Raw genomic sequence first — 16557 nt, 5'->3', positions numbered from 1 at the left:
CGCGTCTGACATTTCGGCAGTGTCATCCCGGGCGAGGTCGTCAGCCTGACCCTTTCGTGCGGGGAGGTCTCAGCGCTTGACGAGCGCGACCACGGCGGCGTGGCCCCGACCGTCGACCTTGATCCGCGCCGCGTAGCCCGAGTCCCGGTCGTCCGGGACCGGGTTGCCCTGGTCGTCGAAGCGCTCGTTCGCGAGTCCGCTCTGGTTGATGTCGCGCTGCACGCGGGCGGCCTCGTCCTGGGAGAGGAAGAGCGACTCGATGCCGCAGCGCAGGCGCCACTCACGGTCGTCGCAGGCGAGGTAGGTCCCGCGGCCCGGCCGGGTGTGGCTGAACCGCCCGGCCACCATGAGGCCGTCGTTCTCCTCGAGCACGACGTAGAGGGTGCCCCGGCGCTCGTGGTCCTCGAAGCCCCTGCGTTCCGCCTCGGTCGGCTGCAGGTCCGGGTAGGCGAGGTCGACGTAGGCGCCACGGAGCGGGTCGATCGGGTCCACGGGACCGACCCGGAGCAGGAGCTCCTCGCCGGTGAGTCGCGCGGAGAGCTGGCCGTACACGGCCACGGGCACGAGCAGGAGCTGGGCGATGGTCGCGACGACGACCCACGTCGTACGGCGGGAGAGGGTGCTCATCGGTCGGTTCCTTCCGCGGTGATGACGTCGAGTGCCGTGGCCATTTCGCGCCGGCCCCGGTCCGCCACCCAGCCGGTCGCGGCGAAGACGATGCCGAGGGCCACGAAGAGCCAGGCGCCGGTGATGACCTCGGCGAAGACCGCGAACGCCTGCACGGTCGTGAAGACGGCCAGCGCGAGCACGGCGAGCCACGTCAGGTGCGGCTCGTCACGGAGTACGCCGATGGCGGCGACCGCGGCAGCCGCTGCCACGAAGACCGCCACGGCCACGACCGCCCGGGTGATGTCGGCGGCGCCGATGTCGCTGGAGGCGTGGCTCGACCACGCGCCGACGGCGAGCGCCGGGACGAGGACGAGCACTCCGGCGATGGCCTCGAGCAGGTCGAGACCGCGGGCCCGGGCCGCCGCGAGGGCGGCGAGGCCCACGGCCAGGGCGATCGCGGTCCACCCGGGCCAGCCGGCGTCGGTCAGCTCGTAGTTCCACGGGAGCGCGGCCACGAAGAGGGCGGCCAGGGCCCCGACGGCGCCGGCGAGCCGCCACGTCGCGGCGAAGCCACCGGCCTGGCCGTGGTGCAGTCGCGCGAGCGCGAAGCCGGCCGCCCCGAGGGCGCCGAACGCGAGCAGGACGCCGAACGGGCCTGCCGCGCGCTCGCCGAGCGTCCACACCAGCCATCCGGAGCCGAGCACGATGCCGACGACCAAGGGGGCGAGGCCGCGGACGGCGTACGCGTAGAGGAGGGCGCCGGCCGCCCAGACGCCGATCAGCGTCGCGTCGAACGCCGGCACCTGCAGGCTCTGGGCCGCCTGCAGGACGACCCCGCCGTACAGGAGGACGGCGAGGCCGCGGAGTCCGCCGACGACCGGCGAGCGACGGGTCCGGATCCTGCGGGCGGCGATCTCGGCGGCGGCGACGGAGGCGAGCCAGAGCAGCGCCACCGTGAGGAAGCGGCCGAGGGGCGGGAACCGGTCGAGGTTCGCGGCGACGAGCCAGATGACGCCGACGCCGACGAAGCCGGCGCCGAGCCAGAGGCCGAGGGCGGCGAGCGACCAGCGGCGTACGACGCGGTAGCCGCCCACGATCGCGGCCGCCTGGTCGGTGCTCACCACGCCGTCCGCGGCCCAGCGGGCGGCCTCGCGGGTGAGCCAGGCGAGCTGGGCGGGTGAGGCCGGGCGTTCGGTCGCCGCGGCGGGGGCAGAGGTGTCCATGTCGTCACTGTGACCCCGGGACCGCCCCGACGCATGGGCGCGGATACTCACGGGAGAGGGACCTTCGACCCCCTTCCCGCGGGACCCACGCGATCGTCCGACGCGCCCCGGCCAGACGGTGACGCTTGTCATGGTGTGTGCGGTGGGTGCGCTGCGTAGCCTCGGCCTCGTGGCTCTCGATCTCCTCGCCGCTGCTGCGGCCGACGCGCCGAGCGGGCTGCTCCCCGCGCGCGACCAGATGGCGCTCTCGCTGGGCTGGCACATCGTGCTCGCCTGCTTCGGTGTCGCCTTCCCCTCGATGATCTTCGTGATGCACTGGCTCGGGCTGCGCGGCAACACCACCGCCCTCGAGCTGGCGAAGCGCTGGTCGAAGGTCTCCGCGGTCCTCTTCGCGATCGGTGCCGTGTCCGGCACGGTGCTCAGCTTCGAGATGGGACTGCTCTGGCCCGGTCTCATGGGGAAGTTCGGCGACGTGCTCGGCCTGCCGTTCGCCTTCGAGGGGCTCGCCTTCTTCGTCGAGGCGATCTTCATGGGCATCTACCTCTACGGCTGGGGCCGCCTGCCCGCCCGCATCCACCTCTTCACGCTCGTGCCGATGGCGGTCGCGGGCGTGGTCGGCACCTTCTGCGTCCTCGCGGTGAACGCATGGATGAACAACCCGGCAGGCTTCCGGCTCGACGGGGTCGGCCCCGATGCGCGCGTCGTCGACGTCCACCCGTGGGCGGCGATGTTCAACGACGGCGTCTACCTGATGTTCGCGCACATGTGGGTCGCCGCCTTCGTCGTCGTGGGCTTCACCGTCTCCGGCGTGTACGCCGTGGGCATGCTCCGCGGGCGTCGCGACACCCACCACCGCCTCGGCTTCATGGTGCCGTTCGTGTTCGCCACGATCTTCGCGCTGGTGCAGCCGCTCGTCGGCCACGTCCTCGGGCTCCGCCTGGCCGACACGCAGCCGGCCAAGCTCGCGGCGTTCGAGCTGGCGACGACGACCGAGGAGGCGCCCGCCCCGCTGAAGATCGGCGGCTGGCTCGGCTCCGACGGCAAGGTCCACGGCGACCTCGAGATCCCCGCGCTCGGCTCCCTGATCGCGCGCAACTCCTTCGACAAGCCGGTGCCCGGCCTCGACACCGTGCCCGAGGCCGACCGGCCGCCGGTCAACATGACCCGCTGGTCCTTCCAGCTGATGGTCGCGTTCGGGTCGCTGCTGGCCGCTGCGGTGGCGGGCTACTGGCTGCTCCGCTGGCGCCGGTTCCCGGTGCTCGGAGGCCGCGACCTGCTCGAGAAGCGCTGGTTCCTGCGCTTCATGGCGCTCTCCGGCCCGCTCGCGATCCTCACCATGGAGCTCGGCTGGATCGCCACCGAGGTCGGGCGCCAGCCGTGGATCGTCTACGGGATCATGCGCACCGAGGAGGCGGCCACCGACAACCCGTGGCTCTGGTTCTCGCTGGGCGGCGTGGCCCTGCTGTACGCCGGCCTCACCGCCGCGGCGTACGTCGTGCTGCGGGGGATGTCGCGCCGCTGGCGCGAGGGCGAGACCGACCTCCCCTCGCCGTACGGTCCGGCGCACCTCGACGACGCGACGGCGGCCCACTGATGGGCATCGAGACGGTCGTCGCCGCGGCCCTCTTCGTCGGCGTCCTCGCGTACGCCGTCTTCGGCGGCGCCGACTTCGGCTCCGGCTTCTTCGACATCACCGCCGGTGGAGCGCGCGGGGGAGCGCGGCTGCGCACCCTCATCGACCACAGCATCGGCCCGGTCTGGGAGGCCAACCACGTCTGGCTGATCTTCGTGCTGGTCACCTGGTGGACGGCGTTCCCCACGGCGTTCGCGGCGGCGATGACGACGCTGTGGCTGCCGCTGATGCTCGGCCTGCTCGGCATCGTGCTGCGCGGAGCGAGCTTCGCCTTCCGCAAGTACGCCGCGACGCTGGGCCAGGCGCGCCTCTTCGGTGTGGTCTTCGGGATCTCGTCGCTGGTCGCACCGTTCTTCCTCGGTGCCGCAGCAGGGGCGATCGCCTCCGGGCGCGTGCCCGCCGGGGGCCACGGCGACCTGATCACGTCCTGGCTCAACCCGACCGGCATCGTCGGTGGCCTCGTCGCGGGCGGCACGTGTGCCTTCCTCGCCGGGTCGTTCCTGGTCGCCGACGCCGCGCGCGCCGACCAGACCGACCTCGCCGAGGTGCTCCGGATCCGCACGCTCGGCGTGGGGGCAGTGACCGGCCTCGTCGTCTTCGCGGGTCTGTTCCCGCTCATGCACGACGCGCCCACGCTCTACGACGGGCTCTCCGGCCGCGCCCTGCCGCTGGTGCTCCTGTCGGCGGTGGCCGGCGTCGCGACCCTCGTCCTGATCGCGCGACGGACCTACGGGCTCGCGCGCTTCACCGCTGTTGCTGCGGTCGCGACGGTGGTGCTCGGATGGGGCGTGGCGCAGTACCCGTGGATCCTCGTCGACGAGGTCACCTTCGCCGACGCAGCTGGTGCGCCCGCCACGCTGCAGGCGCTCACGATCGCGGTGGCGCTGGCCGCGGCCATCGTGCTGCCGGCCCTGGGCTACCTGCTGTACCTGACCCAGACGGAGCGCTGGACGAAGCACTGAGGCCACCTCCGGTTGGGTGCCGGTTCACGGGGCTGTGGTTGAACAGCAGCCATGAGGCGAGAGGGCTGGATCGGTGCAGGCGTGGTCATCGGAGCGGTCGGCGCCGCCGTCGGCGGCCTGACGTACGGCGGCCGCGAGCTGCTCCACCGCCAGGCCGCGATCGCGCGCGACGTGATCGGCAAGCCGCTGGGTGAGCAGGCACCCAACGCCGACAAGGTCTACAAGAAGCGCTTCGGTGACCCGGCCGACCTCCTCATGCTCGGGGACTCCCTGGCCGCCGGGCTCGGGGCGGACCTGCCGTCCGAGACGCTCGGCGCCCGCCTCGCCAAGGGCACGGCCAAGCGGATCCACCGCTCGGTCCGGCTGACCACGGCCGCCCGGGTCGGCAACCACACCAGCGAGCTCGCCGAGCAGATCGACAGCCTGCCGGCGGCGTACCGGCCGGAGGTGGCGGTGATCGTCGTCGGCGGCAACGACGTCACCCACCGGCACCCGGTGCCGGAGAGCGTGGCCCACCTCGAGGCGGCGATCCGTCGCCTGCAGGAGCGCGGCGCGGAGGTCGTCGTCGGCACCTGCCCCGACCTGGGCATGCTCCGGGCCGTCCCGCAGCCGCTGCGCAGCCTCGGCTCGCTCGCGTCGCGCCAGCTCGCCACGGCGCAGCGGACCGCGGCGCTGGCGCTCGGCGCGCGGGTGGTCGACCTCGCCCGCATGGCCGGTCCGTTCTTCGTGACGAACCCCGACGAGATGTTCAGCGTCGACCGCTTCCACCCGTCCTCGCTGGGCTACCGGCGTACGGCGAAGGCGATGCTGCCCAGCGTCGTGGCGGCGTTCGGGGGAGAGGTCGAGGTGCCGCTCGGGCACCACGTGCCCCTGGTCCGCTAGAAGCGCTGCTCCACGGAGCTCGTCGTGTCGATGGAGTCGCGGTGGGCGCGGTCGGTGCCGCTGCCGCCGCTGAGGGCGTCGGCGAGGCCGTCGACGGTCTGGAAGGTGTCGTTGCCGCCGAGCCCGTAGAGCTTGTCCTTGCCTGCTCCGCCGGTGAGCACGTTGGCACCTGTGCCGGGGGTGGTCGGGTCGCTGCCGGTGAGGGTGTCCGCGCCCTTGCCGCCGGTGAGGTTCTCAACGTCCCTGCCGATCCGGTCGGACTCGCCCGACGCCCCGTCGTCGTACAGGCCATTGAGGGAGAGCTTCACCGCCGCGCTGCGGGAGGCGTACGACGCGGTGTCGGTGCCGTCACCGCCGGCGATCAGGTCCGAGCCGTTGGCCGTGGTGCCCTCGGTGAAGAGGTCGTTGCCGCCGTAGCCGAAGAGGTCGTCGTCGCCGCTTCCACCGTCGAGGACGTCGTTTCCGTACGGACCGGTCGAGGAGTCGCCGCGGAGCACGTCGTCACCGTCACCCCCGTAGAGCCGGTCCGCGCCGGCCTGCCCGAGGACGGTGTCGTCTCCGGAGCCGCCGTACAGCCTGTCGGCGCCGTCGTCGCCGATCAGCCTGTCGCTGCCGCCCCGGCCGAGGAGGGTGTCGTCCCCGACGAAGCCGTCGAGGGTGTCGGCCGCGCTGCTGCCCGCGAGGGTGTCGTTGCCGGTGCCCCCGATCAGGTGCGTGATGCCGAAGCCGAGGGTGTCGGCTTCGCCGGATGCGCCGTCATTCGCCTCGCCGTCGATGGTGAGCGACACGGAGGCGGCCCGGTTCGAGTAGTCCGCGGTCACGCCGGACTCGCCGTCGACGACGTTCACGATGTCGGGCCCGTCGGCACCGCCCGCGTTGCCGACGAGGCCCGCGAGGTAGGTGCCGCCCGCCCCGAGCGTGACCGTGTCGTGGCCGGCTCCGGGGCGCACCGTGCAGGCGCAGCCGGCGCTGAAGTCGTCGTTGCCGAGGCCACCGTTGACAGCCTCCCAGCCAGCTCCGTCGATGTTGCCCGGTGCGAGGCCCTCGGTCATCAGCATCGCTCCACCGGAGTAGAAGGATCCGTGCAGGGACCCGTTGAAGCTCGAGGCGTCGAGGGTGTCCGTGCCGTCTCCGGCCTGCCAGTCGAGCATGCCGTCGAAGTTCTCGCCCAGGGCGACGGTGTCGTTGCCGGCACCGGTGCTGATCGAGTGGAAGCCGTCGGCGACGATCTCGTCGTCGCCGTTGAAGGTCTGGACCGAGTCGGCTCCGAGCAGGTTGTCCTCGCCGAACGCACCGTCGTCGGCTACTCCGTTGAGCCTGGCAGTGACCGGGGCGCCATCGGTGTAGAAGACCGCCTTGTCAAAGCTGGCGGTCGCGTCGCCGATGAGGTCCTGATAGCCGTCCCAATGGACGTTGATGACGTCGGCGTAGCCGTCCTCGCCGCCGGGGTGGTCGCCGTCGAGCGCGTCGGCCCCGTCCGAGTCGATGACGACGTCGGAGCCGTCGCCGCCGTACGTCAGGTCGTCGCCCCCGTCGCCGTTCACCGTGTCGGATCCGGCCCCACCGTCGAGCTGGTCGTCCCCGGCGCCGCCGCTGATGGTGTCCGCTCCGTCGGAGCCGGTGAGGGCGTCGTTGCCGTCGCCGCCGCCGATGGTCAGCACGTTGGTCTGGAACGGCACGCCACCGAGGTCGATGGTGTCGGTGCTGTGGCCGCCCGTGGCGCCCCGGAACCCGTAGCCCTCGGCGCCCCACTGGCCGTCGAAGGCGATGTCGGGCGTGAGGTCGCCGTCCGTCGAGAACTGGTACGTGGTGTTGTTGCCGACCCAGTCGACGGTGACCGGCGCGTTCGCGCTGGTGCCGTCGAACCTGACGGTGTCGTACTGGCCGGCCGGCAGGGTGAGCAGCGCGTCGGTGCCGTCGAGGCCGGTCCAGTCGGAACTGACGTCGACGATCCAGTCGTCGGCGAAGGAGTCGGCGTTGACGACGATCGTGTTGACCGTCCGTACGTCGACGCCGCACTCGTCGCCGTTGACCGCCCCCGAGCCGTCGTGGATCCACAGGTGATGCGAGGGCCCCTCGACGGAGAACCGCTCGTTGTAGGCGTAGTTCGCGGCGTTGACGCTCAGCGTGCCGGAACTGGCACTGCAGCTGAGCGTCGCAGCGTGGGCGGGGGAGGCGAGCCAGACCGGCGTGAAGCCGATGGCGACCGCGGTCAGGCCGCGGAGGAGGAGGGGGCGGACGGACATGGCTTCCTCCGGAAGGGACGGCGACGGCGTGGAGCGAGCCGCCGAGCCGACCGGCCTCCAGCCTAGGTCTGCGTCCGGCCCGTGTCACTCGATCGGGGGCTTTGCACTCTCAGGGGTCGAGTGCTAAACATGACGCTGGCACTCTCGACATGAGAGTGACAACCGGACCCGGCGCCAGCTGAGGTCCTCGTGGTCGGCGGGAAGGGTCTGCCGGCAGCGAGGATCGTCCGTCGCGGGCAGCCCGCCACGGTCCCCACACACCAACTCATGGCGAAGGAATCGCAGAGTCATGGCGAAGCTGATTGCATTCAACGAGGAGGCCCGCCGCGGCCTCGAGCGGGGTATGAACACCCTCGCCGACGCGGTCAAGGTCACCCTCGGTCCCAAGGGCCGCAACGTCGTCCTGGAGAAGAAGTGGGGCGCCCCCACGATCACCAACGACGGTGTCTCGATCGCCAAGGAGATCGAGCTCGAGGACCCCTACGAGAAGATCGGGGCCGAGCTCGTCAAGGAGGTCGCGAAGAAGACCGACGACGTCGCCGGTGACGGCACGACGACGGCCACCGTCCTCGCGCAGGCGCTGGTCCGCGAGGGCCTCCGCAACGTCGCCGCGGGCGCCAACCCGATGGGCCTCAAGCGCGGCATCGAGGCGGCTGTCGCCGCCATCACCGAGCAGCTCCTCGCGCAGGCGAAGGACGTCGAGACCCGCGAGCAGATCGCGGCCACCGCGACCATCTCCGCCGGTGGCGACGCCACCGTCGGCGAGGCCATCGCCGAGGCGATGGACAAGGTCGGCAAGGAGGGCGTCATCACGGTCGAGGAGTCGAACACGTTCGGCATCGACCTGGAGCTCACCGAGGGCATGCGCTTCGACAAGGGCTACATCTCGGCGTACTTCGTGACCGACCCGGAGCGCATGGAGACGGTCCTCGAGGACCCCTACGTCCTCATCGCCAACCAGAAGGTCTCCAACGTCAAGGACCTGCTGCCGATCCTCGAGAAGGTCATGCAGTCGGGCAAGCCGCTGCTCATCCTCGCCGAGGACGTGGACGGCGAGGCGCTGTCGACCCTGGTCGTCAACAAGATCCGTGGCACCTTCAAGTCCGTCGCCGTCAAGGCCCCGGGCTTCGGTGACCGCCGCAAGGCCATGCTCCAGGACATCGCGATCCTGACCGGCGGCCAGGTCATCTCCGAGGAGGTCGGCCTCAAGCTCGAGTCGACCGGCCTCGAGCTGCTCGGCCAGGCCCGCAAGGTCGTCATCACCAAGGACGAGACCACCATCGTCGAGGGTGCCGGCGACGCTGCGCAGATCGAGGGCCGGGTCAACCAGATCCGCGCCGAGATCGAGAAGTCGGACTCCGACTACGACCGCGAGAAGCTCCAGGAGCGCCTCGCCAAGCTCGCCGGCGGCGTGGCCGTCATCAAGGTCGGCGCGGCCACCGAGGTCGAGCTCAAGGAGCGCAAGCACCGCATCGAGGACGCCGTGCGCAACGCCAAGGCCGCTGTCGAGGAGGGCATCCTGCCCGGCGGTGGCGTGGCGCTGGTCCAGGCCGGCAAGGTCGCGTTCGAGAAGCTCGAGCTCGAGGGCGACGAGGCCACCGGTGCCAACATCGTCAAGGTCGGCATCTCGGCTCCGCTGAAGCAGATCGCGATCAACGCGGGCCTCGAGGGCGGCGTCGTGGCGGAGAAGGTCGCCAACCTGGAGCCCGGCTTCGGTCTCAACGCGGCCACCGGCGAGTACGTCGACCTGATGGCTGCGGGCATCATCGACCCGGCCAAGGTCACCCGCTCGGCCCTGCAGAACGCCGCCTCCATCGCGGCGCTCTTCCTCACCACCGAGGCTGTCGTCGCCGACAAGCCGGAGAAGGCTGGCGCTGCCATGCCGGGTGGCGATGGCGGCATGGGCGGCATGGACTTCTGATCCGGCTGCTCGACCCGTTCGAGAGCATCGCGAAGGGCTCCGGCTTCGGCCGGGGCCCTTCGTGCATTTCACCCACGGCCCACGGGCGTGCGAGACTTGGCGTATTCGGCCGAACGGGGCTTCCACCCTGCAGGCCGAACAGAAGGGCCCCGGTGTCTTCCGGGGCCCTTTGCCTTTCCCCGTCCGCCCCGTGGGTCAGCTGACGCCGGCGGGTCGGAACTGGACGCTGATGCGGGGGCCGGAGGCAGCCACCTTCGGCACCGCGTGCTGCCAGGTGCGCTGGCACGAGCCGCCCATCACCAGCAGGTCGCCGTGGCCCATCGTGAAGGCGATGGAGGCGCCGCCCGCCTCCGGCCGCAGCAGCAGCCGGCGGGGGTCGCCGAACGACAGGATCGCGACCATCGTGTCCTCGGTCGAGCCGCGGCCGATCCGGTCGCCGTGCCACGCGACCGAGTCACGCCCGTCGCGGTAGTAGCAGCACCCGGCCGTCTCGAAGGGCTCGCCCAGCTCGGGCAGGTAGTGGTTCGTCAGGGCCTGGCGCGCGCTCGTGAGCAGCCGGTGGGGGAGGCGGTCGTCGGCGGCGTACGTGTGGACAAGGCGGGGGACGTCGACCACGCGGTCGTACATCTCGCGCTGCTCGGCACGCCACGGGACGTCGCGGACGAGGGACCGGAAGACGTCACTGGCGCCGCGGACCCATGAGCGGCGTACGTCGACCCACGCGCCGTCGCCGAGGACGGTGCGCTGCACCGACCCCCGCAGACGGCCGAGTGACGCCTCGGAGGCCAGGTCGAACAGGTCGCCCTGGAACTCGACGCTCATGGCCACAGGCTAGCAGTGGATCGAACAGAGATTCGATCGCCCCGAGGGGTGGCCTAGTCCAATTGGGCCATTTCCGCAGTGAGTGCGCCGCAACGTCGGGCCGATCGAGGACACTCTGCAAATGGAAACGAGGTCGGGGGCGCAGCAGATGACGAGTACGCCCAAGCTGAAGTACGTGCTCGTCCGCGACCACCTGCGCTCCCTCGCCGCCGACGCCGACCCCGGCACGGCCCTTCCCTCCGAGCGCGAGCTCGTCCAGCAGTTCGGCGTGGCGCGGATGACGGTGCGCCAGGCAGTCGACGCCCTCGTTGCCGAGGGCCTGCTCGAGCGCAGCCCGGGACGCGGCACGTTCGTGGCCGAGCCGCAGCTGCCCGCCACCGGCATCCAGGGCTTCACTGAGGACATGCGCCGGCGGGGCATCGACACCGACTCCACCACGCTGCTCGCCCGCGTCGAGAAGGCCGGTGCCGGCATCGCGCGCGCCCTCGGCCTCACCGCCGGCGACCCGGTGATCCGCTGGAAGCGCGTACGCCGCGGCGACGGCGTCGCGATCTGCATCGAGGACACGTTCCTCAACGAGGTCATGCTCCCCGGCTTCCTCCAGCCCGCCATGCCCGCCAGCCTGTACGCCGTCCTCGACCGCCGTGCGCTCCGGCCGACCTGGGCCGAGGACGTCTTCACCGCGGCCGTGGCCACGCCCGACGAGGCCGCGCTGCTCGGCATCGAGCCCGGCGACCCGGTCCTGCAGATCAGCCGCCGCGCGCTGCACCGCAACCGGCCCATCGCCGTCACGCGGTGCGTCTACGTGGCGGCGCTCCACTCGGCGCACGTGCAGTACACCGACGTCTGACGCTCTCGTCCTGACGCGAGCGTCGCCCGGACCAGCGGATCGTCGGTCAGCGGCAGCGTTGCGCCGCAGCGCGGAAGCGCGCGGTCAGCTCGGGTGAGGCGGTCTTCGCCTGGATCTCCGCGGGCGTGAAGTGGCTGACCAGCTCGGTCGCGAAGCAGCGGCCCTGCCGGTGCGGCCACCCCTGCTGGAGCAGGCTCCGGGCGACGTAGGTCCGGCTGACGGCGAGCTCGAGCGCGGCGTCGGAGTGCTCCCCGGATCCCTTCGCGTCGGTGCCCGGGTCGCAGGAGGTGAACAGCAGCCCGTCGTCGCCGACCTCCTTCACGCTCGCGGTTCCGGCCGGACCGCGCGCGATCCACCGGGTCAGCGCGGTGTGCAACTCGTGGGCGTCGCGCGCGGTGTCGCCGACGTACCGGACCTTGACGCAGGTGCGGTGGTCCTCGGTGTAGGCGACGTAGTGGTCGCCGCCCCAGCCGTCGGTCGCCTGCAGCGCCTGCGGCAGCGGAAGCCGTGCCGCCAGCGTGAAGAGCCATCCGGTCGACTCGAAGGTGCCGCTGTCGAGCTTCTTCTGCCCCTTCTCCAGTGTCGGCGTGCCCACCGTGCGGGCGTGCTCGTCGTCCCACGTGATCGTGAACGGGTCGACGAGGTTCTCCTCCGTCGTGGGCGGCTTGCGGAAGAGCTTGTCGACCTCGTCCTCGCCGTCGAGGGTCGCGACCGCCAGCAGCGCCTCGCCGAGGACGTAGGGGACGCCCATCATCGTCTGGAGCACCTCGGGCACCCCCTTGATCGACTCCTCGGCGTCGTCGGTCTGCCGGTCCCGGTCGCGTTGCAGCGCGCGGCGGGCCTTCGGGCCGAGCTGGGCGGCGTACTTCGTCTCGATGCGGCGCGCGTCGCCCTCGACCAGCGCGTCGTACGCCATGCCGGAGCTGTCGTCGGCGTCGGAGAGCTTCTTGCTGCGGGCACCGGCGTCGAAGTTCTGGTCCTGGAGGACGTGGACCAGCTCGTGCACGAGCGTCGACCTCACCGCCGGGGTGATCCGCGTGCCACGCACGCGGATCTGCTTGTCGTCGAAGGAGTAGTACGCGAGCGTGCCGCCCTGGTTCAGCTTGTCCTGCTCCTTGAAGAGGTCCACCTTGCCGTGCACGAGGCCGAGCGCCCGCAGCATGCCGGTGAACTGCTCGAGCTCCTTGCGGTCCTTGGCGTCGAGGTCGTCCTCGTCGGCGGCGAGCCCCTTCTCGAAGACCTTCGGCGTCTGGAACTCGACCTTCACCGGGTGCTTGAACTCGAGGTGGCGAAGCTTCGCCGCGAGCTTGACGTAGGGCACCACCCGCGCATCCCACGCCTTCGGGTACGTCGGTCCCTTCGGCTTGTCGTCACCGAACGGCGAGCAGCCGGCCGGGAGCAGGAGCGCCGTGCAGACCAGGCCGGCGAGGGTCGGACGGAGGACGCGCTTCACACGCGGAGGCTAGACCGGACCAGCGCCGCACGTCTCCTGAACGGCCTCGGACGTCGAGGTCACGCCCGACGTCATGCCCCGATGTCGTCCGCGTCCACGATCCGGTAGGCGTAGCCCTGCTCGGCGAGGAAGCGCTGGCGGTTCTGCGCGAAGTCGGCGTCCACGGTGTCGCGGCTGACGATCGTGTAGAAGTGCGCGACCTTGCCGTCGCGACCCGGGCGCAGCAGCCGGCCGAGGCGCTGGGCCTCCTCCTGGCGCGAGCCGTAGGAGCCCGAGACCTGGATCGCCACCTCGGCGCTGGGCAGGTCGATGGAGAAGTTGGCGACCTTGCTGACCACGAGCAGCCCGACCTCGCCGTGGCGGAACGCGTCGAAGAGTCGCTGCCGCTCCTTCACCGTGGTCTCGCCGGTGATCACCGGGGCGTCGAGGGCGCCGGCGATCTCCTCGATCTGGTCGAGGTACTGCGCGATCACCAGCGTCGGCTGGTCCTTGTGCTGCTCGACCAGCCGCTTGACCACGTCGATCTTGTGGTGGGTGCAGGCGGCCAGGCGGTAGCGCTCCTCCGGCTCGGCGGTCGCGTAGACGATCCGCTCGCCGTGCGGCAGCGTCACGCGGACCTCGACGCAGTCGGCCGGCGCGATGTAGCCCTGCGCCTCGATGTCCTTCCACGGAGCGTCGTAGCGCTTGGGCCCGATCAGCGAGAAGACGTCGCCCTCGCGGCCGTCCTCGCGCACGAGCGTGGCGGTCAGGCCGATGCGCCGGCGGGCCTGCAGGTCAGCCGTCATCCGGAAGATCGGAGCGGGGAGCAGGTGCACCTCGTCGTACACGATGAGGCCCCAGTCGCGGGCGTCGAGCAGCTCGAGGTGCGGGAAGGCGCCCTTCCGCTTCATCGTCAGCACCTGGTACGTCGCGATGGTGACCGGCCGGACCTCCTTCACGGAGCCGGAGTACTCGCCGATCTCGTCCTCGGTGAGGCTCGTGCGCTTGACCAGCTCGTCCTTCCACTGGCGCGCGGAGACCGTGTTGGTGACGAGGATCAGCGTCGTCGCCTTGGCGTGGGCCATCGCCGCCGCGCCGACCAGCGTCTTGCCGGCGCCGCACGGGAGCACGACGACGCCGGAGCCGCCGTGCCAGAACGACTCAGCCGCTTCCGCCTGGTAAGGGCGCAGGTGCCAGTCGCTCTGGTCGAGCTCGATCGGGTGCGCCTCGCCGTCGACGTACCCGGCGAAGTCCTCGGCGGGCCAGCCGAGCTTGAGCAGCGCCTGCTTGAGGTTGCCGCGCTCGGAGCCGTGCACGGCAACCGTGTCGTCATCGATGCGCTCGCCGAGCATGCCGGCGACCTTCTTCGCCCGCAGGACCTCCTCGAGCACCGGGCGGTCGGTGCTGCGCAGCACGAGGCCGTGGTCGGGGTCCTTCTCGAGCGTGAGGCGGCCGTAGCGCGCCATCGTCTCGGCGACGTCGACGAGCAGCGCGTGCGGCACGGCGTACCGGCTGTGGGCGAGGAGCGCGTCGACGACCTGCTCGGCGTCGTGGCCCGCGGCGCGGGCGTTCCACAGGCCGAGGTTGGTCAGCCGGTAGGTGTGGATGTGCTCCGGGCTCCGCTCGAGCTCCGCGAACGGCGCGATCGCCCGTCGGGCCTCGGGGGCCTTGGGGTGGTCGACCTCGAGGAGGAGGGTCTTGTCCGACTGGACGATGAGGGGGCCGTCGTTCACCGCGCGAGTCTAGTTGGTGGGGTGGTGGGTGGTGACCGTGCCGTGGGGCGGCCCGCCGGCCGCACTCCGCGCCGGCCTCACCCGGCTTCGGGCTCGCTCGCTGCGCTCGCTAGCACCCTCAAGTGCCGGGCGACCCCGGCGCTGCGCGCGGCCGCCACGCCACCTCGTCGCTGCCTCGCCTTGCGCGCTCCCGTCGTCGCGGCGGGTCAGTCGGTGGGGCGCACGGAGCCGATGCGGTGGACGGCGAAGGCGCGCTCGTCCTCGCTGCGGTGGTCGTACGCCGTGAGCTGGCCGCCCTCGACGCGGTGGGGGTCGACGATGCGCTCGGAGCGGGTGCCGTGGTTGTCGAGGTACTCGATGACGACGCTGGTGCCGCCCTCGATGGCAGCGCGGAGGGCGGCGAGGGCGCCGGCAGGGGTGTTGGCGATGACGTCGCGGCCGCGCGAGCTGGCGACGCGGTCACCGGTGCGGATGGCGGCGACGGCGGCGCTGACCTGGACGGCCTCGCGGGCGGCGTCACGGCCTGCGGGGACCGCCTTCGGCGTACGGGAGCGGAGGGAGTCGGGGCGGGCGACGTGGACGGTGCCGTCGGAGGCCTCGACCACCGGGGCCAGGCCGAGGTCGCGGAGGCGCGCGAGGAGGACGTCGATCGGGGCCGTGCTGATGACGACGGTCGGTGCGAGCAGGCGGAGGCCGAGCGGTGCCGCCTTCGGGTCGGCGACGAGGTGGGCGAGCGCGGCCTCGTCGTCGGAGCGGAGGAACGCCTCGGCGTAGCCCACGCGCACGGTGCCGTAGGTGCGGGCGGTGTCGTCGACGAGGTAGGTCAGCGGTTGGGGGACCGGCGTCCGCGAGGTCGACGCGAGGAAGTCGTGGATCTCCGCCGCGGCCCAGCCCGCGTCGAGCCCGCGGCGGATCGACGAGGCGGAGAAGCGGTAGACGGTGGCGCCGCCGCGCGACTCGACGTCGGCCACCTGCTGCAGCTGCGCGGCGAGCGCGGGAAGGAGGGGACCGGGGGCGATCGCGGTGAGGTCGCCCTGGATCAGCACGTGGTCGAGCGGCTCGGGCAGGAGCGGAGCGAGGACCTCGGCGGCCGCGTCGCCGGCGAGCAGCGCGCGTGCGGCGGGCGTCAGCACGCCCATGGCGACGAGCCCGAGCACCGACGCCTCCTCGACGGCGGACGCCACGAGGGCAGGCTGGTCGGCGGGACGCCGTGGCCGGAGCCAGCGGACGCGGGCGACGAGCGAGGGCAGGCCGGTGCCGGTGGCCAGCCCGGTGTCCTCGCCCAGTTCCGCGAGCTGCTGCAGGGTCACCAGCCGCGTGTCGACCTGGTGCGGGTCGACGAGCCCGGGTGCGAGCGCGTTGACCGCCTTGCCGGCCAGGTCGCGGCCACCGACCTTCGAGGGTGTGCGGGGCGAGGCCAGCCACGCGCGGGCGACCCGCTCCCACCGCTCGGCGGCCTCGAGGCGGCACCACGCGTCGTACGCATCGGTGGGGAGCCAGCAGTCGGCCTCGCCGACGGAGCCGGGGGCGAGCAGCGATGCGGACGCGGCGGCGTCGACGAGGAAGGCAGCCTCGCGTTCGTCGACGTGGAGCAGCAGTGCCGCCGTCTTCAGGTCGCGTACGCCCAGGCCGCCCGTCCGCAGGAGCGTCGGCGGCTGGGTGCCCCAGTGGTCGAGCAGCACCTCGATCCGGCGTACGGCGTCGAACGCCGCGCCCGCGGCCGTGCGCGCGACGAGCGTCGGGGACTGGGTAGTCGTGACCAGCTCGGGCTCCGGCACGGGCCCGCCGGGCGCCGTCGCGCGCGCGAGCAGCTCGGCGACGACCGTGACCGCCCGCAGCCCGTCCTCGCCCTCCCAGACCAGCGCCAGCTCCTCGAGCCGCGCCACCGAGTCCGCGGCCTCGAGCTCTGCCCGCGGGGTCGCGCCGCGGCCGACCAGGTCGTGGAGCACCGCCAGGTCGGCGAGGGTGAGCCGGTCGAGCGCCCGCAGCGTGGAGGCGCGGGTCGCCGCCCGCGAGGCCAGCTGCGTGGAGTCCTGCGGGGGAGGGGTGGCCAGGTCGGGGCGGAGGCGCAGCAGGTGCGCCAGGCGCTCCTCGGGCCACCGACGCAGCTGGTCGGCGAGCGAGCGCGGAGCGGAAGGGACGGTCATTTGGGCCCCAAACTACTCGGCGGCGCGTCTCTCAGCCCACGCTTGGCCTCGCACGTCACACTGCTCCGGTACCGCCGGGCGCCCTGCGCGCCGGTGA

12 protein-coding genes are annotated in these 16557 nt (G+C 72.2%); 5 read left to right on the top strand and 7 right to left on the bottom strand.

From position 1 onward, the window contains the following. Nucleotides 1-69: 69 nt before the first annotated feature. Nucleotides 70-627 carry a GDYXXLXY domain-containing protein gene (locus IEX47_RS14155; RefSeq protein ID WP_188784663.1) on the bottom strand — a complete coding sequence of 186 codons (558 nt, stop codon included), beginning with the start codon at nt 625-627 and terminating at the stop codon, nt 70-72. Continuing rightward, nucleotides 624-1832, bottom strand: coding sequence for a DUF2157 domain-containing protein (locus IEX47_RS14150; RefSeq protein WP_188784662.1), 1209 nt, complete (start codon nt 1830-1832; stop codon nt 624-626). The genes IEX47_RS14155 and IEX47_RS14150 overlap by 4 nt, the downstream gene beginning before the upstream one ends. A 169-nt stretch (nt 1833-2001) precedes the next feature. Between IEX47_RS14150 and IEX47_RS14145 the strand changes: the two genes are divergently transcribed. From IEX47_RS14145 to IEX47_RS14135, 3 genes are read left to right on the top strand one after another with little or no spacing between them, the layout of a single operon-like run. After that, nucleotides 2002-3426 carry a cytochrome ubiquinol oxidase subunit I gene (locus IEX47_RS14145; protein WP_229662889.1) on the top strand — a complete coding sequence of 475 codons (1425 nt, stop codon included), beginning with the start codon at nt 2002-2004 and terminating at the stop codon, nt 3424-3426. Then, on the top strand, nt 3426-4427 hold the full coding sequence (locus tag IEX47_RS14140) for a cytochrome d ubiquinol oxidase subunit II (RefSeq protein ID WP_188784661.1): 1002 nt from the start codon (nt 3426-3428) through the stop codon (nt 4425-4427). The genes IEX47_RS14145 and IEX47_RS14140 overlap by 1 nt, the downstream gene beginning before the upstream one ends. A 51-nt stretch (nt 4428-4478) precedes the next feature. After that, the gene (locus IEX47_RS14135) at nt 4479-5309 is read left to right on the top strand and encodes an SGNH/GDSL hydrolase family protein (RefSeq protein ID WP_188784660.1); all 831 of its coding nucleotides are present in this window, start codon (nt 4479-4481) and stop codon (nt 5307-5309) included. Here IEX47_RS14135 and IEX47_RS14130 read toward each other — a convergent pair. Beyond that, nucleotides 5306-7555, bottom strand: coding sequence for a calcium-binding protein (locus IEX47_RS14130; protein WP_188784659.1), 2250 nt, complete (start codon nt 7553-7555; stop codon nt 5306-5308). The two genes, IEX47_RS14135 and IEX47_RS14130, sit on opposite strands and share 4 nt — an antisense overlap. 289 nt (nt 7556-7844) lie before the next feature. On the opposite strand from IEX47_RS14130, the gene groL reads away from it, so the two are divergent. Further along, complete coding sequence (groL, locus tag IEX47_RS14125; protein WP_107698731.1) at nt 7845-9476, top strand: chaperonin GroEL; 1632 nt, start codon at nt 7845-7847, stop codon at nt 9474-9476. 195 nt (nt 9477-9671) lie between these two features. Here the strand turns inward: groL and IEX47_RS14120 are convergent, their stop codons facing one another. Beyond that, the gene (locus IEX47_RS14120) at nt 9672-10298 is read right to left on the bottom strand and encodes an alpha-ketoglutarate-dependent dioxygenase AlkB (RefSeq protein WP_188784658.1); all 627 of its coding nucleotides are present in this window, start codon (nt 10296-10298) and stop codon (nt 9672-9674) included. A gap of 121 nt (nt 10299-10419) precedes the next feature. On the opposite strand from IEX47_RS14120, the gene IEX47_RS14115 reads away from it, so the two are divergent. After that, the gene (locus IEX47_RS14115) at nt 10420-11148 is read left to right on the top strand and encodes a GntR family transcriptional regulator (RefSeq protein ID WP_229662888.1); all 729 of its coding nucleotides are present in this window, start codon (nt 10420-10422) and stop codon (nt 11146-11148) included. Between the two features lie 46 nt (nt 11149-11194). On the opposite strand, the gene IEX47_RS14110 is transcribed toward IEX47_RS14115, so the two are convergent. The 3 genes from IEX47_RS14110 to IEX47_RS14100 all read right to left on the bottom strand — a co-directional run bounded on the left by IEX47_RS14110 (nt 11195) and on the right by IEX47_RS14100 (nt 16460). Then, nucleotides 11195-12601 carry a hypothetical protein gene (locus IEX47_RS14110; RefSeq protein ID WP_188784657.1) on the bottom strand — a complete coding sequence of 469 codons (1407 nt, stop codon included), beginning with the start codon at nt 12599-12601 and terminating at the stop codon, nt 11195-11197. 71 nt (nt 12602-12672) lie between these two features. Next, nucleotides 12673-14313: a DNA repair helicase XPB gene (locus tag IEX47_RS14105; protein ID WP_188784656.1), complete on the bottom strand. Its 1641-nt coding sequence runs from the start codon at nt 14311-14313 to the stop codon at nt 12673-12675. A gap of 206 nt (nt 14314-14519) precedes the next feature. After that, nucleotides 14520-16460 carry a helicase-associated domain-containing protein gene (locus IEX47_RS14100; RefSeq protein WP_188784655.1) on the bottom strand — a complete coding sequence of 647 codons (1941 nt, stop codon included), beginning with the start codon at nt 16458-16460 and terminating at the stop codon, nt 14520-14522. Nucleotides 16461-16557 lie beyond the last annotated feature (97 nt).

The organism is Nocardioides phosphati (genome assembly GCF_014646375.1).
GTDB classification, from domain to species: domain Bacteria; phylum Actinomycetota; class Actinomycetes; order Propionibacteriales; family Nocardioidaceae; genus Nocardioides; species Nocardioides phosphati.
This window is presented reverse-complemented; position numbering and strand designations above follow the sequence as displayed.